At 40.0% G+C, this 19461-nt stretch carries 23 protein-coding genes and 1 pseudogene; 8 read left to right on the forward strand and 16 right to left on the reverse strand.

What is annotated here, in order from left to right; genetic code table 11:
- Positions 1–12: 12 nt before the first annotated feature.
- The 7 genes from M313_RS26220 to M313_RS0101110 form a co-directional block, all read right to left on the reverse strand.
- Positions 13–525 (reverse strand): MurR/RpiR family transcriptional regulator, encoded by a 513-nt coding sequence (locus M313_RS26220; protein WP_234946523.1) that lies wholly within the window; start codon positions 523–525, stop codon positions 13–15.
- Positions 526–596: 71 nt separating this feature from the next.
- Positions 597–743, reverse strand: coding sequence for a hypothetical protein (locus tag M313_RS26225; RefSeq protein WP_326929573.1), 147 nt, complete (start codon positions 741–743; stop codon positions 597–599).
- A complete protein-coding gene (locus M313_RS26555; protein ID WP_010191643.1) occupies positions 736–867 on the reverse strand; it encodes a hypothetical protein in 132 nt (43 codons plus the stop codon). The genes M313_RS26225 and M313_RS26555 overlap by 8 nt, the downstream gene beginning before the upstream one ends.
- 6 nt (positions 868–873) lie before the next feature.
- Positions 874–1869, reverse strand: a complete 996-nt coding sequence (locus tag M313_RS0101095; RefSeq protein WP_010191645.1) for an N-acetylglucosamine kinase — start codon at positions 1867–1869, stop codon at positions 874–876.
- A gap of 137 nt (positions 1870–2006) precedes the next feature.
- Entirely contained in the window at positions 2007–2729 is a 723-nt protein-coding gene (locus M313_RS22325) for a hypothetical protein (RefSeq protein WP_010191647.1), read from the reverse strand.
- Between the two features lie 15 nt (positions 2730–2744).
- Positions 2745–3491: a type I methionyl aminopeptidase gene (map, locus tag M313_RS0101105; RefSeq protein ID WP_010191648.1), complete on the reverse strand. Its 747-nt coding sequence runs from the start codon at positions 3489–3491 to the stop codon at positions 2745–2747.
- 531 nt (positions 3492–4022) lie between these two features.
- Positions 4023–4403 carry an OsmC family protein gene (locus M313_RS0101110; protein ID WP_010191649.1) on the reverse strand — a complete coding sequence of 127 codons (381 nt, stop codon included), beginning with the start codon at positions 4401–4403 and terminating at the stop codon, positions 4023–4025.
- A 150-nt stretch (positions 4404–4553) separates the two neighbouring features.
- On the opposite strand from M313_RS0101110, the gene M313_RS0101115 reads away from it, so the two are divergent.
- Positions 4554–5717 carry an MFS transporter gene (locus tag M313_RS0101115; RefSeq protein ID WP_010191650.1) on the forward strand — a complete coding sequence of 388 codons (1164 nt, stop codon included), beginning with the start codon at positions 4554–4556 and terminating at the stop codon, positions 5715–5717.
- A 53-nt stretch (positions 5718–5770) separates the two neighbouring features.
- Here the strand turns inward: M313_RS0101115 and M313_RS0101120 are convergent, their stop codons facing one another.
- A complete protein-coding gene (locus M313_RS0101120) occupies positions 5771–6205 on the reverse strand; it encodes an SRPBCC family protein (RefSeq protein ID WP_010191651.1) in 435 nt (144 codons plus the stop codon).
- 244 nt (positions 6206–6449) lie between these two features.
- On the opposite strand from M313_RS0101120, the gene M313_RS22330 reads away from it, so the two are divergent.
- The gene (locus tag M313_RS22330; RefSeq protein WP_010191652.1) at positions 6450–6599 is read left to right on the forward strand and encodes a BH0509 family protein; all 150 of its coding nucleotides are present in this window, start codon (positions 6450–6452) and stop codon (positions 6597–6599) included.
- 29 nt (positions 6600–6628) lie between these two features.
- On the opposite strand, the gene M313_RS0101130 is transcribed toward M313_RS22330, so the two are convergent.
- Positions 6629–7588, reverse strand: coding sequence for a DMT family transporter (locus M313_RS0101130; RefSeq protein ID WP_010191653.1), 960 nt, complete (start codon positions 7586–7588; stop codon positions 6629–6631).
- A gap of 262 nt (positions 7589–7850) precedes the next feature.
- Here M313_RS0101130 and M313_RS22335 point away from each other — a divergent pair.
- Positions 7851–9753: pseudogene (locus tag M313_RS22335) on the forward strand (heavy metal translocating P-type ATPase).
- 234 nt (positions 9754–9987) lie between these two features.
- Here the strand turns inward: M313_RS22335 and M313_RS0101145 are convergent.
- A complete protein-coding gene (locus M313_RS0101145; RefSeq protein WP_010191660.1) occupies positions 9988–10812 on the reverse strand; it encodes a YihY/virulence factor BrkB family protein in 825 nt (274 codons plus the stop codon).
- Between the two features lie 54 nt (positions 10813–10866).
- Complete coding sequence (locus tag M313_RS0101150) at positions 10867–11223, reverse strand: YtxH domain-containing protein (RefSeq protein ID WP_010191661.1); 357 nt, start codon at positions 11221–11223, stop codon at positions 10867–10869.
- 191 nt (positions 11224–11414) lie between these two features.
- Here M313_RS0101150 and M313_RS0101155 point away from each other — a divergent pair, with 191 nt between their 5' ends.
- The 4 genes from M313_RS0101155 (at position 11415) to M313_RS25665 (ending at position 13554) form a co-directional block, all read left to right on the forward strand.
- A complete protein-coding gene (locus M313_RS0101155) occupies positions 11415–11639 on the forward strand; it encodes a DUF1128 domain-containing protein (protein WP_010191662.1) in 225 nt (74 codons plus the stop codon).
- 284 nt (positions 11640–11923) lie between these two features.
- Positions 11924–12091 carry a hypothetical protein gene (locus tag M313_RS25660; RefSeq protein WP_010191663.1) on the forward strand — a complete coding sequence of 56 codons (168 nt, stop codon included), beginning with the start codon at positions 11924–11926 and terminating at the stop codon, positions 12089–12091.
- Positions 12092–12180: 89 nt separating this feature from the next.
- The gene (locus M313_RS0101165; RefSeq protein WP_010191664.1) at positions 12181–13047 is read left to right on the forward strand and encodes a metal-dependent hydrolase; all 867 of its coding nucleotides are present in this window, start codon (positions 12181–12183) and stop codon (positions 13045–13047) included.
- A gap of 342 nt (positions 13048–13389) precedes the next feature.
- Entirely contained in the window at positions 13390–13554 is a 165-nt protein-coding gene (locus M313_RS25665; RefSeq protein WP_010191665.1) for a hypothetical protein, read from the forward strand.
- A 142-nt stretch (positions 13555–13696) separates the two neighbouring features.
- Here M313_RS25665 and M313_RS26560 read toward each other — a convergent pair whose 3' ends face one another.
- The 5 genes from M313_RS26560 to M313_RS0101195 form a co-directional block, all read right to left on the reverse strand.
- Positions 13697–13831: a hypothetical protein gene (locus M313_RS26560; RefSeq protein ID WP_010191666.1), complete on the reverse strand. Its 135-nt coding sequence runs from the start codon at positions 13829–13831 to the stop codon at positions 13697–13699.
- Positions 13832–13892: 61 nt separating this feature from the next.
- Positions 13893–15134 carry a S1C family serine protease gene (locus M313_RS0101180; RefSeq protein ID WP_010191667.1) on the reverse strand — a complete coding sequence of 414 codons (1242 nt, stop codon included), beginning with the start codon at positions 15132–15134 and terminating at the stop codon, positions 13893–13895.
- A gap of 102 nt (positions 15135–15236) precedes the next feature.
- A complete protein-coding gene (locus tag M313_RS22340; RefSeq protein WP_083800843.1) occupies positions 15237–16664 on the reverse strand; it encodes a HAMP domain-containing sensor histidine kinase in 1428 nt (475 codons plus the stop codon).
- Positions 16661–17338: a response regulator transcription factor gene (locus tag M313_RS0101190; protein WP_010191670.1), complete on the reverse strand. Its 678-nt coding sequence runs from the start codon at positions 17336–17338 to the stop codon at positions 16661–16663. Before M313_RS0101190 ends, M313_RS22340 begins: the two co-directional genes overlap by 4 nt.
- A gap of 204 nt (positions 17339–17542) precedes the next feature.
- Positions 17543–17911, reverse strand: coding sequence for a DnaJ family domain-containing protein (locus M313_RS0101195; protein WP_010191671.1), 369 nt, complete (start codon positions 17909–17911; stop codon positions 17543–17545).
- Positions 17912–18106: 195 nt separating this feature from the next.
- On the opposite strand from M313_RS0101195, the gene M313_RS0101200 reads away from it, so the two are divergent.
- Entirely contained in the window at positions 18107–19402 is a 1296-nt protein-coding gene (locus M313_RS0101200) for an NCS2 family permease (protein WP_010191672.1), read from the forward strand.
- The last annotated feature ends 59 nt before the right edge of the window (positions 19403–19461 follow it).

Here is a 19461-nt window from a genome sequence, read left to right on the forward strand (position 1 = left end):
TTGTAACTCTTATTATCTGTATGTCTTATTGATTGTTTCTCTGGATTTTTTCAAATATTCGACTGATTGTTCAAAGTCAATCGCTGCAACTGCTGTGAATAATATGTCTATTACATTTAATTGCGAGATCCTAGAAGAAGTTGCAGCACTTCGAATGGAAGATTCCATGGAAGAAATGGATAAAGAAATATCGGACAGTTCCTTCAGAGTATTATTTCCGTATTTCGTTATGGAGATTGTTACAGCTCCTGCCTTTTTCGCTTCCCTTAATGCTTCAATCGTCTGTGTTGTTTCTCCCGAATACGATATCCCTACAGCTACATCACCCTTAGTCATCGTTGTAGCAGAAGTCATTTGTAGATGAGAATCGCTGTATGCGGTGCAAAGTTTGTTTATCCGCATGAATTTCTGTTGAGCATCTTGCGCGATGAGCTGTGATGCTGCCACACCGTAGAAGTCTATTCTATGTGCTTTATGTAACAACTCGACTGCTTTGGTTACTTCCTCTTTATCTAGTAATTCCAATGTGTCGCGTAAAGATTTAATATTGTTTTCGGTTAATGGTCTTCATAAATGTCGGAATATCGGCATTATATTTAAAACTCATGATATGCTTCTTGGGTGTTGGACGAGATGCTCGTAACATCGCCTGCGATTCGCAGCTTCAGCTCCTTATATCCATCTAAGCCAATTTTCTTGCAAAGCCTGATGATAGCAGCTTGACTGGAATTGCTTTTATTCAGCTAATTCTTTTACTGATAACGTGCAAACTTCCTCTGGGTGCTCAAGAATATAAGTAGCGGCATTTCTCTCCGCCGGATTGATCGTTGATAATGCTTCACGTAATCGTAATAGTCCACCATTCATTTTCTATCATCCTTTTACATCCGTTTTCACCCATGTTGTTAACTCTTCTTCCAACCTTTTCACAAAAGAAGGATTGATGTTTTTTCCCATTTCCTTATGAGCAGCATAGATAGCACCTGCCACAGGATGTTGGGCTGCCAGCTTGAAAGAAAACGGCGAACGCTCTTTCAACCCTTTTTCTTGTAGATAATTTTTTATTACTTTGGCATGCTGATTGATTCCGCCTGTTAACACGATAGGTATTTGCTTGTGGTCTCCTTCGCGTTCATATAACTTATGAAAGAGTAGAGTAATATCTTTCAACATGCAATCTGCTGCTTCATGCAGGAATTCGATGGCTCTTTCATCACCTGTATTTGCAAGGTCTATCACGATTTTAGCAATGGAGGCAACACGGTCCCGGCTTTTCCCCAACTCATACATGTTGGGGATCAGTTCTGGAACTGTAGTTACATCGAATTTTTTAAGAATCAGAGTTGTCATCTCTCCAGGTAACTCACCACGATCGAATTCGGAAAAAGTATACTCTAATGCTTTTTTCCCTAATGCAAATCCACTATACCCATCGCCAATCAGGAAACCCCAGCCACCTACGCGGTCACGTTTTAGCTTGTCATTAATTCCATAAACGATAGAACCTGTTCCGCTGATACATACAATGCCAGGCTGGCCTTTTGTTTCGGAATAAAGTGCTGTCACAGCATCATTATCAACAAAAATTTTAGCAAGCGGTCCCGTGAACTCTCTCAACAACTTGATGAACCATTCTTTTTTCCCGCCACTTTCCACACCAGAAATACCGGCAAAAACAACATCATTTTCTGTAAGCGCTTTCCCTGTTGTTAAAATAGAAAACAACTCATTTATTTCTGAACGAACTGTTTCTTCTGTCGAACTATTCGGGTTAGAGGGACCTACCGTTTTAAATGACAGGATCTTGCCATCCTCGTCTACAGCCACTCCGGTAGTCTTGGTGCCTCCCCCATCAATGCCTATAATCATTGTTTATCCCCTAACACTTTTATTAAGATAAGTATAAATTTTCTGATATTTAGTGTCAACAATTATTTTTAATTTTGAAACTTAATTTCAAAAATGGTTCTAAAAAACCACTCGGGGTGAGTGGTTTCTACTGATTATTATTTATCAACTCGTGTCTCTAAATCTACTTCTATACATTCTAGTTTATCATTAGACATTAATGCATCGAGTAATTGTTTGCTTCCCCCGAAAATCGTGAAATCAAGGTCATAGTCGGTAGACATGCACCAGCTGCGGTCTTCGGGCCACCAATAGGTAGGGGAGGCTAATCCGTCCATTTCCCCCTTGTTGTAAACAGGGAAGATATCGTTGAGTTTGCCTGTGTACAGATGAGGGTTTTGTATTGTATCAATCGGGAGCCGGTCAATTAGTTTTAGGATATCATAATAAAAATAACATGATTGATCTTTTGTGAAGGGTGCCAATACCTTGGTTATTTCCTTCAGCATATCCAGATTGATACGACCTTCATCAGGATAGATTAGATACCTTGGACAGCCACCCAGCTTTCTTTCAATCGCCTTACTGCTAATTTTTTTGTCGTAAGGAATATCATATTTTTTAGCGAGCTTCTTCAAGGTAATCCCTTCTCCTAATTCGATTTCCAACTCATCATTCGGATGAATCTGGTTCCAGAGAAGCGTCTCATCTGTGATGCCTTGGTCTCGATAAAAGGTCGAATTCATGATTTTGCAATAGTGGGTATAGCCATTAGGGATTGGATTGCAAACCCTGCCACCATTCCAATTTTCAAAATCAACACTTACTGTACTTTCTTCTATCCACTCATAGGCCGTTAAATCATTCAAACTATTTATCAATTACATCTCCTCTTTCTATTGCTCTGTCAATATCACCGGCCCATTCTTTGTGATCGCTATGGTATGTTCATATTGGGCAGAAAGCTTTCCATCCACTGTCCTCGCTGTCCATCGATTATCATCCATTTTGCTGTGCCAAGTTCCTTCGTTTACCATCGGTTCAATGGTGATGACCATCCCTTCTTTTAGACGGACACCCCGTCCAGGCGAACCATAGTGAAACACTTGCGGCTCTTCATGAATGTTTTTGCCAATGCCGTGCCCGGTAAAATCACGGACTACCGAATACCCTTCTCCCTCTACATATGTCTGAATGGCATGGCCGATATCGCCAAGTCGGTTTCCTATAACAGCCTGTTCAATTCCAATATATAAAGAGTTCTTTGTCACATTCATTAGTTTTTGGGTTGCTTCACTCGCTTCACCAACGGCATAGGTCCAGGCCGAATCAGCGAGCGCACCGTTTAGACTTACTACCATGTCAATCGTGACAAGATCTCCTTTCTTTAACGGAGTTTCCCTCGGGAAGCCATGACATATCTCATCATTAATGGAGGCGCAGGTAGCATACTGATACCCCTTGTAACCGTATTGCTCTGATTTAGCCCCATTCTTTTTTAAAAATGCATCCACATATTTGTCTATTTGCATCGTGGTGATGCCGGGTTTGATTATTTTCGCCAACCGCCTGTGACAAGCTGCCAAAAGTTTCCCAGCCTTTGCCATTGCTTCTATTTCTCTTTCTGATTTTAGAATTATCATTGTTTTTGCACCCTTGTCTTTTTGTATTCTATAAAGTATAAAATTTTCCTTTTTTATAATAATAGTTAGTTTATGAAAATACTTGTGGAAAGTGTTTGGTAGGTTTGGGGTTCCTTCGATTTGTTTCGGGAGTCTAAATGTCCGAAGATTTTGGATTTTTGGCCGAAGTTTTCGCAATTTTGACCGAAGATTTGGCGAAGTTGACCGAAGATTGACGTTAAATGACCGAACGAAATTTTGGAGTGTCCAAAGGTGGGGGAAAGTTGACCGAACCCCCACCCTCAATTGTCCGAACCACCTGCAAATACACTAGGTAAATGTCCGAACCACCGCACAAAATGACCGAACACTTTTAGAAGTGAATTAAAGTAAGTGTTTTTGCTGATTTTTGTGCAAAATCCGCTCCATTTTCTGAGATCTATCCCCAATGAAAAAAGATTAGTTACCTGAAACCACTTCTAGTAAGGGCAATCCCCATTCAAAAAAATTAAAAGCACCATCCAACTCACTGGACAGTGCTTCAAAATACATTCAAACCAATTCAAATGTCTCTTCAATTTCAATGCTGCCTTTGACAGATTGGACCATCGGGCAGTTTTTGCTGGCAAGTTCGATGGCAGACTCGATTTTGCTTTCCACCAGGTCTTGTCCTTTTATCGTGTAATGAATATGTATCTTCTCGATTCGGTTCGCTTCTTCTTCATTACGGGTAACATCTGCTTTTATGGCTATGTCTTCAATTTCTAGACGCTTTTTCTTTAGGATGCTCTTTAGCACGCCTCCGCTGCAGACCGCGATGGAAGATACCATCAGTTGATATGGGCGGAAACCATACTGCTCATCCCCTGCAACATGTAATTCACCATATTCCAGGTTCGTAGTGAATCCGACTTCTTTCATTTTGAATTCCATTTGGCTGTCATCTCCTTCTTCCTATAGAATAGCAAATCGGCAAATAATCCTGCCAGTTTTTTGTCTGCTACGTATTATCCATTCCAAAATGGTCATAAATTATGTAGAATTAGGGATGGTCAAAATACTAAAATTTAGAGGTTGCATCTTATGAATCGTTTTCGTTTTTGGATCCTAGTATCCATTGTCGCAGTTTCTGGCTTTAGCCAAGGAATGCTGTTACCATTAATTGCTGTCATATTTGAAAATAGTGGCGTCTCCTCCACTTTGAATGGGTTGAATGCTACTGCCTTATATATCGGAATCTTACTTGCATCACCATTTATGGAACAGCCTTTACGTAAATACGGGTACCGCCCTGTTATATTGGTCGGTGGTTTTCTGGTTGTTGTATCTCTTGCCCTTTTCCCATTATGGCAAAGCTTTTGGTTCTGGTTTATTTTGCGGTTGCTGATCGGAATCGGGGACCACGCCTTGCACTTTGCAACTCAAACGTGGATAACATCCTTCTCTGCTGAAAATGTACGCGGACGAAATATATCACTATACGGCGTGTTTTTTGGAATAGGTTTTGCAACTGGACCATTAATGACTCCACTGGTCGAAATTAATCAAGCACTACCTTTTATTGTATCTTCCATTCTTTGTTTGATAGGCTGGTTGTTCTTATTTTTCTTGAAAAATGAACACCCGGAACAAGAACTTGGAGTGAATTCCTTCTTTGAGACCATCAAACGTTTTCGCAAAGCCTGGAAATACGGTTGGATTGCTTTTCTTCCTCCTTTAGGATATGGCTTTCTGGAAGCTTCGCTGAACGGTAGTTTTCCTATTTATGCTTTGCGGACTGGGATTGAGGTTGGAAGTGTTTCAATATTACTTGCATCCTTCGCGATTGGTGGAATAGTGTTTCAGCTGCCACTCGGGATACTGAGCGACAAATTTGGTCGTCGGAATATCTTACTTGTTATTCTTTCCCTCGGTTGCTTCAGTTTTGTGACGGCGAGTTTCCTAGAAGGTACATTTATTGCATTGGCGGTATGCATCTTTATTGCAGGAATGCTTGTGGGATCTACCTTCTCGCTAGGAATCAGCTATATGACCGACCTGATGCCGAAAAACCTGCTCCCGACTGGTAACCTTATGTGTGGAATTGCCTTTAGTATTGGGAGTCTTGGAGGGCCATTTTTCGGTGGACTGTTCATCCAGTACTTTTCCGACATCAGCTTTTTCCACATCATCAGCTTTTTGCTGTTTGTGATTTTTCTGTTAACGTACTCTTTTGGAGAGCGCGGCTTGGTTGCGGTAAAAGGATAAAAAAACAGGCAAATCCAACTTCCGGGTTTGCCTGTTTTTCATTTATGTACCTATTATTTTTCTAGAATCTCCTTTATCTTCTTCAAATCTTTCTCGTTTGCCTTTTTCATCATGGTTGCCATGACTGGTGAAAATAGTTTGGAAAAACCTTTTGGTTCTCCTTTATTTTGTAGTGTCATCTTTGTTGTGTTGGAATCTATAGCAGCCCATGTATAAGTCGTTTCCATTGGGAATGGGCCTTGGGCAGTTTTCATCGTTAATTTTTCTCCTGGTATAAATTCAACAATTTCATATATGTATGCGAGATCTTTACCAAGAAATCTTGCTCTGAACGCAATTTGCGAACCTAACTGCAAAGGTTTGGGTGTTATCCAATCGGATGAATTGATATTATCATACCAAACCGGGGCATGATCCGGATTTGCCGCATAATCCGCGACATGTATTTTTGGACAGTTAATTATTATTTCTGTTATAACATTCACCATAAATTATCCTCCTGACTTAAAAAAGACCCTATATAATATTTAATCCTACCATACTACCAGCTTCTGGAATACATTTCTTCCACACTAACTTTTCCTTTGTCACACCACCTCATTACCGCGACATAAAGGGGTCTGACCCTTTTTTTAAAAAAATTTCAAAAAGTTGTTCCATTTCTAAATATTCTGTTATATAATAATATCAATCTAACATACACTGTACTAATACAAAGGAGGAGAAAGAAATATGAGCAGACAAGAACGTAAAAACATGATTAATTTTATTGAAGTGATGAAGAAGGCGGATCGTGAGTCGTTAGCTTTTATGACGGACGCCGACATCGAGCATTTATACAATAATGTTTACGAGCAAATGATGATTCATCAGAGCCTTTAAACAAATGAAAAAACTGCAATCCTCCCATATCAAGCGGAAGATTGCAGTTTTTCTTTTGGTGCTTTATCGGCTGACTTTTGTCCATTCACAACAATAATGCCTACAACCACAAGCATTAACCCAATCAAAATCGTATAGTGCATAACCTCATTTAAAAACAGACCAGATAGTAACACACCAAATACCGGTACAAGGAACAGGTACATCGATACTTTCCCAACCTTGTTATATTTCATGACATTGTTCCACAATATAAAGCCTGCTGCTGATAAAAATGCAAGATACACCACAAGTAACAGCGTATAACCATTAAACTCAAAAGGAAGAAACCCTGCACTCGCTCCACCAACGACAATTAATCCTACTGATCCGAACAACATTTGATAAGCCGTCAAATAGGATACATCCATGGATGCCGCCCGTTCCTTTGCCATGATGTTTCCATAAGCTGAGGCCATCATAGCAAGCAATAACAATAACTCTCCTATACCAAACTGAAAGTCCGCTCCTGCTTTTGGCAAATTAACAATCAACACTCCCCCAAAGCCAAGGGCAATTCCAAGCCATTTTCGTACAGACAAGGAATCGTCGGCATATAAAAAATGAGCAAACAGGATTTGAAAAAACGAAGCTGTACCTGCAATAACCGCTCCTTGCATGCCAGTTGAATAACTTAATCCAAAGTAAAACAATAAATATTGCAAGAAAGTCTGGACAAACCCTAACTGTGCCAATGGAACGATTGTCGCTCTTCTCAGTTTTAGCGATTGCTTGAATAGGGTAAAAAATAAAAAGATCATGACACCAGCGAGGAAGAATCGATAACCTGCAAATAAAAGTTGCTTGTCGTATTCATTCGCTCCTATATTTAAAGCTGTATAACTTAGTTTAATTGCAGGAAATGCACTGCCCCATAAAAATGTTGCAAACATCGCCGCTGCAATGATCCCAAGCTTGCTTGTGAAAAATTTTTCAGCCTTCACGGCCATTCACCTTCTCTCCAAGCTACATTATACACAGAAGAATCACAGGTTACATACTGTATAGTCTTGGAAAAGAAAAAATACTGGATATCTTCATGTTAATAATCTATAATAATAACTAGATAATAATTAATATAATTTATTGATAACTACTCTCATTAAGTAATACCCCTTATAAAGTATTGCTGCTATCACCATAGATGGCAGCTTTCGTCATTTAATAAGGCTAATGATGTTGATTATTTTTCTCAATTAGGAGGTCGATTGCATGAAAGAAATGACAGAAAATCCACAGAAAGATTCACTTTTTAACAGGTTCACCACTCATATTGAACTTATTTTTGCTATTATCTCAGGAATTCTTATTTTTACAGGATGGCTCCTTTTAAAGTTTGATGTTCAGACAGCTGCGGTTCCTATCTTTATTCTTGCTTTTTTAATCGGTGGATATTTTAAAGCGAAAGAAGGCATTCAGGATACTATAGAAGAAAAAGAGCTGAATGTGGAAATGCTGATGATCATTGCGGCCATTGGTGCGGCCATCATTGGGTACTGGATGGAAGGCGCAATTCTTATTTTTTATTTTTGCATTAAGTGGCGCTTTGGAAACTTACACGATGAACCGAAGTCAAAAAGAAATTTCCTCCCTCATGGATATTCAGCCTGAGGAGGCATTAAGAATTACCGGTGACAAGGAAGAAAGGGTACATATTTCCGAACTTGCCATTGGGGATCACGTACTTGTAAAGCCTGGGGAGCGTATACCCACCGATGGAAACATTGTCAGAGGGGAATCCGCGATAGATGAAGCTGCCATCACTGGTGAATCCATCCCTCTTGAGAAAAAACAAGGCGATGGTGTCTATGCGGGAACCATGAACGTTAATGGCTCCATAGTGGTTGAGGTCACAAAACTATCTACAGAAACCTTGTTCCAAAAAATTATTAATCTTGTCCAAAATGCACAAAGTGAAAAGTCCCCTTCTCAACAATTTTTAGAACGATTTGAAGGGCCGTATGTAAAAATAGTCCTTGGCGTTGTTGCAGTCATGATGGTCCTCCCTCATTTCCTGTTGGGATGGAGTTGGAACGAAACATTTTACAGGGCGATGATTTTACTTGTAGTTGCTTCTCCTTGTGCACTTGTTGCTTCCATTATGCCCGCAACATTATCGGCCATCTCCAACGGGGCACGTAAAGGAATTTTGTTTAAAGGAGGCGTGCACCTTGAAAACTTAAGCCACCTGCAAGCCATCGCATTTGATAAAACAGGCACGCTAACTAAAGGAAAGCCTGAAGTGACAGATGTGGTCGTACGTGAAAACATCACACAAGAAGAATTCTTATATATCGTCGGCTCTATTGAAAGTTATTCTAACCATCCCCTGGCACAAGCTATCACCGCTTACGCCAAAAAGAACAGCCCTAAACCACTGCAGCGTCCGGATCATTTGGACGACAAGGCTGGCTGGGGAGTGAAGGGCAACCTACACGAAAAAGAATATCTTGTTGGAAAGGCCGATTTTGTTGGTACAGATGCTGCCAAATTATTTGGAAATGGAGTTGCAGAAACCTTTACCAATGAAGGCAAAACGGTGGTTTACGTAAGTGATGACGCTGGAATTGTCGGCATCCTTGCTTTAAAAGATGTTATCCGCAAAGAAACCGTGGAAGCCATTAAGCAACTGCAAGCTCTTCACGTTCAAACCATTATGATTACTGGTGATAGCGAGCGCACTGCTGCGGCCATTGCAAAACAGGCCGCTATTGGAAAGTATGTCGCAGAATGCTTGCCGGAGACAAAAGTAGAAACGGTGAAAAATTTAAAAGAGGAATATAACATTGTCGGTATGGTTGGTGATGGGATCAACGATGCTCCCGCACTCGCAACAGCAAACGTGGGCATTGCCATGGGAGAAGGAACAGATGTAGCATTAGAAACCGCTGATGTGGTTCTGATGAAAAATGACCTAGTTAAAATTGCCGAGGCCATTAAACTTTCAAAACGGATGAACAAAATCATCAAACAAAATGTCATTTTTTCCATTACCGTTATCATGCTTCTGATCAGCTTCAATTTCCTTCAGTTCATTGATCTCCCATTCGGAGTCATCGGCCATGAAGGAAGCACCATACTTGTTATATTAAATGGGTTAAGACTATTGCGATAGATACTACAATGTAAAAAGCAGCGGGCACATAACCTCGCTGCTTTTTGCTATCTAGTGGTAGCCATTTTGCCCGTTTGCACTACCTGAAGTTTTGTTCTTCGGTTTATGCTTGGAGTTTTGTTTTGTACCGCCGTCTTTTTTCGTATGCTTTGTCATGAAAGTTCCCTCCGATTTAGTTAGAGTGTCTTTCAACAATAGATTTCCCTTTTGCCTAAAAAAGTTTTCTGGAAATTTTTATCGAACAAAGCTTTTCTTCCATTGCAACAAGATTGCATTGATTTCTCCACCAATAATTATCATTAGGCCGGAGAGGTAAAACCACACCAACAAAACAATGATCCCTCCAAGACTCCCATACATTGCTGTATAGTTCCCAAAGTTGCTCACATAATAGGAAAACAACACCGACACGGTCATCCAGCCAACCGTTGCAAAAAAAGAACCTGCAAGTACATCTTTTAAATGCAACCTGATATTTGGTGCAGCCAAATACAAACAGGTAAAAACAAAAAACAAAATGACAAAGCTCACTCCCCACCTGATGGTATTCCAAATGGTGAGGAATTCTTCAGAAAGACCGTAGGAAGAAAAAATGAACAACCCGATCTCCCTACCAAAAACAGGTAATAATAGCGCCACAATAATGACAAAAACCATCGCAAGGGTCAACAAGATTGCCGTGCCCCTTACAATAAAAAAATGTCTGTTCTCATTTACATCAAAAGCTCGATTAAATGCCCGAACAATCGCATTGATTCCATTGGAAGCAAACCAAATGGTCGCAATGATACCAAATGACAATAGATCCCCACGTTGTTCATTCAGTATCCGCGATACATTTGATTCAATAAGAAGCATTGTATCTCCTGGAGCATATTGGTGGATTACTCCTAACACATCTTCCTGTGTAATCGGAACATAGGCGATCAACGTAAGCAAAAAAATCAAAAACGGAAAAAGAGATAATAAGAAAAAGTACGCTAACTCTGCTGACATTCCCAATGCTTCATTCCGATCCAGGCGATGAAACAGCTGTTTTCCAAAACGTAAAATTCCCATTCACTCTCCTCCAGCACGACTCATTTACTCTATTCTATTGTGAGCAAGTCCACCTTACGACAAGTATTTATTCTTGCGCTCTGAAGAATCCAAATGCTTGGCAATCACTTCTTTTGTTTCTGATACAATCTCAAGCATCTGCGGCGTCGTTTCTTTTAACTCATTCACTTTAGAACGAAGGTAATCAATATCCTTAGATACATCTTCCACAGTTGTTCTTACAGATTCAATTTGAAGCCGTACTGAATCAGCAATTTCCTGTGGATGCTGTATCGCATACTTTAATTTTCCACCAACACACCTGCCATTATGTATAACCGTGGTTCTTGTATTTTTATCTAATAAAGATATGGCCCCTCCAATAAGCGCCCCAATAAGCACACCATCCACTAATTTATTTCTGTTCCCCATAGTAACCTCTCTCCTGTCCATTTAATTTGTCTTTATTACATCTTCCGTCATACTTACCCTTATTATAAACATATTTCGAAACTTTCACGAATCTTGTAATGGTTTAATACCCCAGTTTCCAGAAGAAGATACTGTTTTTTCTCCATTCATGATAAAATAAAGAAAAGCTTCTGTACGAAAGGACGGTTCCGATGAACTTAACAGAAAAATCAACTGAAAATGTAGAATATATGATCGAAGCCATTAAAGGGAAATTAAAAGTTTTAAATCTTGGTGCCATCAAGCCTTCACACTTTGATGAAGAAATGTATGAAGAATTAAAAGATATTTATGAACTTGTCATGAGAAAACCATCATTCAGCCCCAACGAAATGCAAGCAATCGCAGAAGAACTCGGCAACCTGCGTAAACAATAATAGGATTTACAAAGCACTTACTTCGGTAGGTGTTTTTTATGTTTAATACTATGTTAAACACCGCTGTTGATTTCCGCAAATGGCTTCGCTTTCCGCGGGGCGACCTTGAGCCTCCTCACTTCGTTGCGGGGTCTCAACATTGCCGCTACTTCCCCGCAGGAGTCTACGCCTTTTGCTCCAATCAACAGCTAAAAAAATCTCACAATTTCAACATTCAACCTATAATGAAACTTAGTACTAGCCCCACCTCCCTGTGCATATAAGTGTACAGAGGGGGGATAAGCATGTTTTTTCTTTACGCAGCAACCATAGGATTTGTCTTATTATTATTTTTATTAATGGGCATCTTTCTCTACAATGTCTCACAAGGACTTAACAAAAAAGACGCCATAGAAATCGATCCTCTGCCTCCAGAACCGACAGAAGAAAATGAATCCATAAACGCAAAATGAAGCAGCCTCAAGAAGGTTGTTTCTTTTTTTATTTGCACTTTATAAGGTAAAATGAAAAAAGAAATAGACATACAATGAGGTGGCTTACCGTGGATACCATTACCCACACACTTTTTGGCATGACCATATACGGCGCAGTGGATAAGCGCCAAGATGACAAAAAGACTAAAATAGCAATGTTTGTCACAGCTGTCGGCGCAAGCCAAATTCCTGACAGTGATGTCATTTCAAGTCTTTGGGACACAGAAGGCATGTATCAAATGTGGCACAGAGGTATTACTCACTCACTGTTTATGGTTCCAATTTGGGCATTACTTTTCTTTTTACTCAGTATCTGGTTTTTAAAAAGAAAAGATTGGCGCTTTCTCTGGGTGCCGCTAATTGCTGTATTCATACATAACACAGCAGACTTATTCAATGCATGGGGAACTGGCTATCTAGAACCCTTCTCTTCCATAAGAGTAACCTTTGGGACAATCCCAATCGTGGATTTTGTGATCTGGACAATTATTGCCATTGCTTTTTTCGCGAGAAAACTATGGAATAAAGAAAGACATCAACTTTATCGATTGGTATGGATATTGATTATTGCCCATGTTGCCATACAAACGAGCCAGGGATATTTGTTATACAAGCAATATGAAGATAAATACGAGCAAGTCGCACTGTCTGCAAGTTTCCTCCCCTGGCATTTTTCTGTGATAGGTAAGAATGAACATACAGTGGAAATCTTTGACGACGCACTATTCACTAGCCCTAAATTGCAATACACCTTAAAATCAGCAGAAGAAGCCAATTTAGCCACTCTATTTACTGAAGTGCCAGAAGCAAAAACCTTATACGAATGGTCTCCCTTCGTCGTCATTGTCGATGACCAAGAAAGACTCGGCATCTACGATCCAAGATTCTACCGAAACGGACAATCCTTCCTATTCGAATATATAGAAAAGCAATAGTGCTGGACTTATTGGAAAATCAGTAAATGCAATGTATTAACAATTTCCCCTTGTTTGTTGAAGTGAAAGACGCGAGACTCCTGCGGTTTATAATGATTTGTAGCTGTTGATTGGAGCAAAAGGCGAAGACTCCTGAGGGAGATAGCGCTAGGTGGAGACCCCGCAAGCTTGCCGAGGAGGCTCCAGCAGCGCCCCTAGGAAAGCGAAGCCATTTGCGGAAATCAACAGCGGAGTTTGAGTAATATCAGAATTTTTTTCGTTTTTTTTAGATTTAATGTATATTATTCTACTAAACTGGGAATACTATCATTAAATACTAAAAAACAAACGAGGTGCTTGAAGATGATAGTTTCAAAGAGATACTTTTTAACGGACATGGAACGTGAAAGTGTAGAACAAACATTGACTAACAAAGGCCACCTGCGTGAAGATGTTCTAGGAATGGATGACGAAGAAATCATTCATATCTATCAAAAATACATGGTTCAAGAATTAATTACGAAATAAATAGAACTTCCCCTTTGAAAACCGTGACTTATGTCCGGTTTTTTAGTTTGTCTAAAATATATGGCAATAAACACAAAAGGCGACCAGTTACCAAACTTGATAACAGGTCGCCTATATATATTTAAGGGGGGAGTATATATAGTTATTGTGGGCTTAAGCCTTTAATTAGATCTAACCTTGGCTTTACAACTTCTACCTTAATTCCTTTAGCTTTATACTTATCAACAATTTTCCTGACGTCGATTCCTTTTTTCGCTTTTTCAACAGTCTTTTGCATGTTTTCATCCCTCTATTCATTAGATTATTGGACTTTCACACAAGCATATTTTTATATCCTTCTAGAACATTTGCTTCACTAGTTTCATTTCTGTTTCTTCCAATTTACCATCACGATAATAGGTAACTTTCATTGTATCGCCGATATTCTTTTGGCTATAAAGGAATTTTCTTAAACCAAGTGCGTCTTTTATTTCTTGGTCATCTAGTTTTACGATAACATCGTATTGTTTAAGACCAGCCTTATCCGCAGGGGAAGTTGGTTCTACTCCTGTCACGACAATTCCACTTTTCACTTCTTCAGGAAGATTTAAAGTAGACCTTTGTGCTTCAAGAGGGACATCTGAAAGTGAAGCCAAGCCTACTCCCATAAACGGTCTTTGTACTTCTTTATGTTTTTCAAGGTCCTCAATGATTGGTTGAACAGCACGGATTGGTATAGCAAATCCTATACCTTCCACTCTTGATTGAGCTATTTTCATGGAGTTGATGCCTATAACTTCACCACGAAGATTTACAAGTGCTCCACCACTGTTACCTGGGTTAATGGCTGCATCCGTTTGAATAACATCTGCTTCCCAGTCAGGTTGGCCATTTTGATCTATATCAACGGGAATAATCCGCTCTTTTCCACTTATGATTCCTTGCGTAACTGATCCAAAAAATTCAAGTCCTAATGGATTTCCAATAGCAATGACCGGTTCACCAAGCGTAATTGCATCAGAGTCACCGAACTTTGCAACTTGCTTGATGTTTGCATCGTCCACCGTTAATACGGCTAGATCTGTTAGAGCATCACTGCCTACAACTTCAGCTTCTACCCTTGTTCCATCAACAAGGCTTACTTCCACTTTTGAAGCCCCGTCAATAACATGTGCGTTAGTTACAATATAGGCTTTACCGTTCTCCTTCTTGTAAACAACACCTGAGCCGGTTCCTGCCTCCTGATCTCCTTGTGCTCCACGTGGGTCGAATAGGGAATTTCCGCCTCTTTGTATATTAACTACCCCAACTACAGCTTCAGAAACGTTTTCTACCGCATTTGTTATATTTGTTTGTATTTTTTCATATTCCACCTGGTCTGTTTGAACAACCGAGTTGGTTTCTACACTCATTGGAGCTGTTTCCGAAGCACCGGGTTCATTGTTATCCATGTAAAATCCCCAATCTAAAAGAACAGGTAACATAGCCACTATTCCAAGCGCTCCTACAACTCCTCCAGTCACAGCTGCAAACACTACTTTTCCGAAGCTCTTTTCTTTTCTTGTTCTCTTTTGAGTTACATGATCGTCATAATAACCCATACTTGGTTCACCTCATTATTTTTTATCTACTTCTATTAAACCCTATAAGAATGAAAGTAATCTTAAAGAAAAATGAGAATATGATGAGAAATTTTTGTTGTGTTACTCTTGTGGCGTTTCTTTTTCTAATACACCATTTAATTTAACCGTAATAATCGTCCATTCGCCTTCCTCACTGTTCGCTGAAATGGTGCCTTTATAATTAGTCACCATTCTCTTGGCGATAGACAGACCGAGACCTTGCCCCCCTTTTTCTCTGCTCCGTGCTTTATCCACTCTATAAAAACGATCAAAGACTTTTTCTAGATCATCTTTTGGGATACCAATGCCGTAATCTTTAATAGATAAAGCAAAGTGATCTTGGATTTGCTCTGTAACAAGCTCAACTGTAGTAGATCCGTTCGAATATTTCACCGCATTATCAAGTAAGATGATAAGCACCTGTTCCAAGTGCCTTTCTGCAATCGCTACTTTCATTTCACTTTTTAAGCTGTTTTCATATTTGAATGTCAGAGATGGATAGAGCAAAGTGAATTTCTTCACAACCTCTTCCACAACATGGACCGGCTCAATGAAGTCCTCAGCTAATTCCAATCGGTCGGATTCCAGACGGGTAAGTTCCAACAGTTCATAAACGAGCATTTTGAGTCTTTCTACTTCCTGTTGCGATGCTTTCAATGATTCTTCCAGCACCTCAGGGTCATTTTTCCCCCATCGGTTGAGCAGTTTAAGATGTCCCTCTAAAATGGAGATTGGGGTTCTCAGTTCATGCGAGGCATCCTCCACAAATTGTTTTTGTTTTTGGAAAGAGATCTCCACATCATCCATCATTTCATTAAAAACATTCGACAGATCTGCTATTTCATCCTTTTGATTTTTATCTTGCGGCACCCGTTCTTTAAAGCCGCGCATCTTAATCCGCTTCATCGTATCTGTGAGCGCTTGAATCGGAGCAAGGAGCTGTTTGGCAATAAGCATACCACCGACTCCACTCAAAAGAATCGCTCCGGCACCGGCAGACCAGGTAACAAGGAAAATCAACCCTCGAAGTCGTTCATAATTCTTTAAGTCTCTAATAATTTCTATGTACCCAATAAACCCATTGGTAATCACAGGTTTTCGATGAATGAGATAATGTTTTCCATTCACCTTCACATGCTCCAGGTTTTTGCTTTCTACTGGAGTGATAAGTAATTCTCGAGGGAGGTTGGTTGCGACTGCAACCAGCAGAGCTCCATCTTTATCGATGACACGGATAAGTTCATTGGTTTCATTTACTTTCTCAATAAAACCGCTGCTGTTTACTATTTCCGTCCTACCTACAAAGAAAGGTTGCTCCGAGAAATATGCTTGAATTTCATTCATTTTTTCCTGTATATTGCGTTCTTCTTGTTCAATCATCCATGTCCTCATCACATAATATTGAACAGAGTTATATGCTACGAAAAGAACGAATAACACCAAGGAAGACCATATGGTTATTTTCCACCTGATCGGCAGTTGTTTTAAATACCTTTGGAGTTGATTCATTTTCTCATCACGTAACCTGTCCCTCGCACTGTTTGGATGTAACTTTCTTCACTTGGTTTATCAATCTTATTGCGCAAATAACGGACATAAACATCCACAACATTGGTTTCGGCATAGGACCCAAGCTCCCATACTTTATCTAGTAAAAGCTCTCTTGTCAGTACTCTGTTAATATTGGTCATAAACACGACAAGAAGGTCAAATTCTCTCTTTGTCAGTTCAATCTGTTCTTCCATCCTCGTGACAGTTCTTGCATCTAAGTCTACTTTCAGTTCCCTAAAAGACAAGATATTGTGTGCCTCTTCCTTCTTCCCTTCCATGCGGCGAAAAAGTGCACGAATCCTTGCCAATAATTCCTCAATGGCAAAGGGTTTGGACATATAATCATCTGCGCCGCTATCAAGTCCTGATACCTTATCCATTACACTGTCCCTTGCAGTCAACATAATGATAGGAGTTTCTTTGGCCGCACGTATTCTTCGGCAAACCTCCATCCCGCTAAGTCCAGGGAGCATCAGATCTAGCAAAATAATATCCCAATCTTCTTTTAAGGCAAGATCAAGCCCCTCTCGCCCATCATAGGATGTGGCAACGTTAAAACCTTCATATTGTAACTCTAGCTCAATAAAGCGAGCAAGATTCTTTTCGTCTTCTATTATTAATACTCTGCACATGGTTGCACCTCCACCTTGCGTGTGGGTTCTAGATTTATTTTAGACGAATTGCTTGATTTTAAATCTCTCTTTTATACTACCTAAATATTGGTGCTTGCGGGATGAGAATTTGATGAGAATTGAAAGTGTAATGTTCGTGTAACTTCTATGTAAAATAAAACCGAGTACACCTAATTTTAGAGGTGACTCGGTTCTGGTATAAGTTTAATCGAACCTTTTCATAATCTGATTCTGATAGTCTTTGAAAACTGCTGAATTGGCATCTTTTTTCTTCTTTTGGATGAGTTGCTGCAGCCGAAGCTGTTTTTCGGTCAACCTTTGATTCAATCTTGCTTCTTCCACATCACTGTGCGCCCCTTCAATAAGGTCCTCTAAGTACTCAATCTCTGTTCTGACCTGTTGTTCTTCCATCATCCCCGCGTTTTTCATCATTTTATATGCCATTCGCATCTCTGGAGGTACATTGGATAAGTCCTCAAGTTCCAAACGTTTTCCGTATCCCGGCAGGTTTTCGAACTCACCATCTTCATAAGCTTTTTTGATTTTTTCATCTGTTAGTCGAAAAAAGTCCATCGCACTCACCCTTTTCTCATTCGTTACTACCAGTTTACACCATTTTACCAAGAAAGAGTGTGTACTTTTTCTGAACATTCTTACAAATATACTTTTTAATTTTCTATTGTCGAATCAATGATTGCGAGATATAATACTTGTTTGTGGGTCCTGTGCGGCCGGGTGGGAGAGGGAAACTGAATAAGGTGTTTTTTTATGCTTCAATGGATGAAGAATTCATTTGATCTGGCTGGTCATGAGACGACTTTAAAGCGTGAAATGATGGCTGGAATGATCTCTTTCTTTACCATTGTGTACATTATTGCTGTTAATGCAACGATTCTTGCAGAAGCAGGTATTCCGATTGAAGCCGGAATTATCGCTACCATCCTTACATGTGTTGTAGGTTGTTGGCTGATGGGATTTTGGGCGAATGCGCCGATCATCCTTGTTCCTGGTATGGGGATCAACGCGATGTTCACCTATACGTTGGTTCATTCTATGGGATTAACCTGGCAAGAAGCATTGGGCGTCGTAGTGGTTTCTGGTGTAATTGTGACGATTATTTCGTTTACAAAGCTTGCACAAGTACTGCTCGAGGCGATTCCTAGCTCTTTAAAGCATGCGATTACGGTTGGATTAGGGTTATTTTTGACCCTCATCGGGTTGGAAAAAGGCGGACTTATCGTAAAAGGTGAAAACTCTCTGTTATCACTTGGAGATGTTTCTAGCCCTTTTGTGATTGCCACGATTCTGACTGTGATTATAGCCGTAACGTTGTTTATGCGAAATGTCCCAGCCAACTTTTTAATTAGTATTGTTGCTGGTACAGTTATCGCAGCTGCTTTGGGAGTGGTAAACTTCTCTGATGTTGGAGGAAGTGCTTTACCGTTGGATAGCTATCTTTCCTTATTTGGTGCCGTTTCATTTGAAAAGATTGGAGAGTTCACGTTTTTAGTGGCTGTCTTCTCTTTAACGATGGTTCTCCTGTTTGAGAACATCGGGCTTATCAACGGACACCTGGGAATGATTAACCGCCCTGAAAAGTTCAAACGTTCCTTCCAGGCAAACGGAATCTCCATATTAACAAGTGGATTTTTCGGTACCAGCCCTACCGTTTCAACAGTGGAAACGGCAGCAGGTATTGCCGCTGGCGGAAGAACCGGGGTAACAGCAATAACGACAGGAAGCCTATTTTTGCTTTCCATGTTCGCGATTCCCTTCATTAAAATAATTCCTGGCAGTGCGATTGCGCCAATCTTGATTATCATTGGTGTACTGATGCTTCAATCTGTGAAACAAATCGACTTCCAAGACTTATCAGAAGGGTTCCCTGCGTTTCTAGTAATTGTAATGATTCCATTCTCTTACTCGATCGCAGACGGTATTGCATTCGGATTTATCGCCTACCCGCTCATGAAGCTCTTACTAGGCAAAGCAAAAGAAGTCTCCGCCCCACTCTACGTGATCGCGGCACTCTTCTTCCTGACGTTTTTAACAAATGTGCATTAATTGTTTTGAAGGTTGATTTTGAAATTAATTTATATATATTTAAAAAAATCCTTGAGGGG

It is taken from the genome of Bacillus sp. m3-13 (assembly GCF_000175075.1).
Taxonomy (GTDB): domain Bacteria; phylum Bacillota; class Bacilli; order Bacillales; family Bacillaceae_I; genus Sutcliffiella_A; species Sutcliffiella_A horikoshii_C.

Coding starts and splice junctions, on each gene's coding strand:
- map (WP_010191648.1), bottom strand. CDS start 3,491: ATGATAATTCTAAAATCAGAAAGAGAAATAGAAGCAATGGCAAAGGCT.
- M313_RS0101195 (WP_010191671.1), bottom strand. CDS start 17,911: ATGGACTTTTTTCGACTAACAGATGAAAAAATCAAAAAAGCTTATGAA.
- M313_RS0101110 (WP_010191649.1), bottom strand. CDS start 4,403: ATGGAATTCAAAATGAAAGAAGTCGGATTCACTACGAACCTGGAATAT.
- M313_RS22330 (WP_010191652.1), top strand. CDS start 6,450: ATGAGCAGACAAGAACGTAAAAACATGATTAATTTTATTGAAGTGATG.
- M313_RS0101120 (WP_010191651.1), bottom strand. CDS start 6,205: ATGGTGAATGTTATAACAGAAATAATAATTAACTGTCCAAAAATACAT.
- M313_RS0101130 (WP_010191653.1), bottom strand. CDS start 7,588: ATGGCCGTGAAGGCTGAAAAATTTTTCACAAGCAAGCTTGGGATCATT.
- M313_RS0101115 (WP_010191650.1), top strand. CDS start 4,554: ATGAATCGTTTTCGTTTTTGGATCCTAGTATCCATTGTCGCAGTTTCT.
- M313_RS0101190 (WP_010191670.1), bottom strand. CDS start 17,338: ATGTGCAGAGTATTAATAATAGAAGACGAAAAGAATCTTGCTCGCTTT.
- M313_RS25660 (WP_010191663.1), top strand. CDS start 11,924: ATGTTTTTTCTTTACGCAGCAACCATAGGATTTGTCTTATTATTATTT.
- M313_RS0101095 (WP_010191645.1), bottom strand. CDS start 1,869: ATGATTATAGGCATTGATGGGGGAGGCACCAAGACTACCGGAGTGGCT.
- M313_RS26560 (WP_010191666.1), bottom strand. CDS start 13,831: ATGCAAAAGACTGTTGAAAAAGCGAAAAAAGGAATCGACGTCAGGAAA.
- M313_RS26555 (WP_010191643.1), bottom strand. CDS start 867: ATGAATGGTGGACTATTACGATTACGTGAAGCATTATCAACGATCAAT.
- M313_RS0101145 (WP_010191660.1), bottom strand. CDS start 10,812: ATGGGAATTTTACGTTTTGGAAAACAGCTGTTTCATCGCCTGGATCGG.
- M313_RS0101155 (WP_010191662.1), top strand. CDS start 11,415: ATGAACTTAACAGAAAAATCAACTGAAAATGTAGAATATATGATCGAA.
- M313_RS0101150 (WP_010191661.1), bottom strand. CDS start 11,223: ATGGGGAACAGAAATAAATTAGTGGATGGTGTGCTTATTGGGGCGCTT.
- M313_RS22340 (WP_083800843.1), bottom strand. CDS start 16,664: ATGAATCAACTCCAAAGGTATTTAAAACAACTGCCGATCAGGTGGAAA.
- M313_RS0101180 (WP_010191667.1), bottom strand. CDS start 15,134: ATGGGTTATTATGACGATCATGTAACTCAAAAGAGAACAAGAAAAGAA.
- M313_RS25665 (WP_010191665.1), top strand. CDS start 13,390: ATGATAGTTTCAAAGAGATACTTTTTAACGGACATGGAACGTGAAAGT.
- M313_RS0101200 (WP_010191672.1), top strand. CDS start 18,107: ATGCTTCAATGGATGAAGAATTCATTTGATCTGGCTGGTCATGAGACG.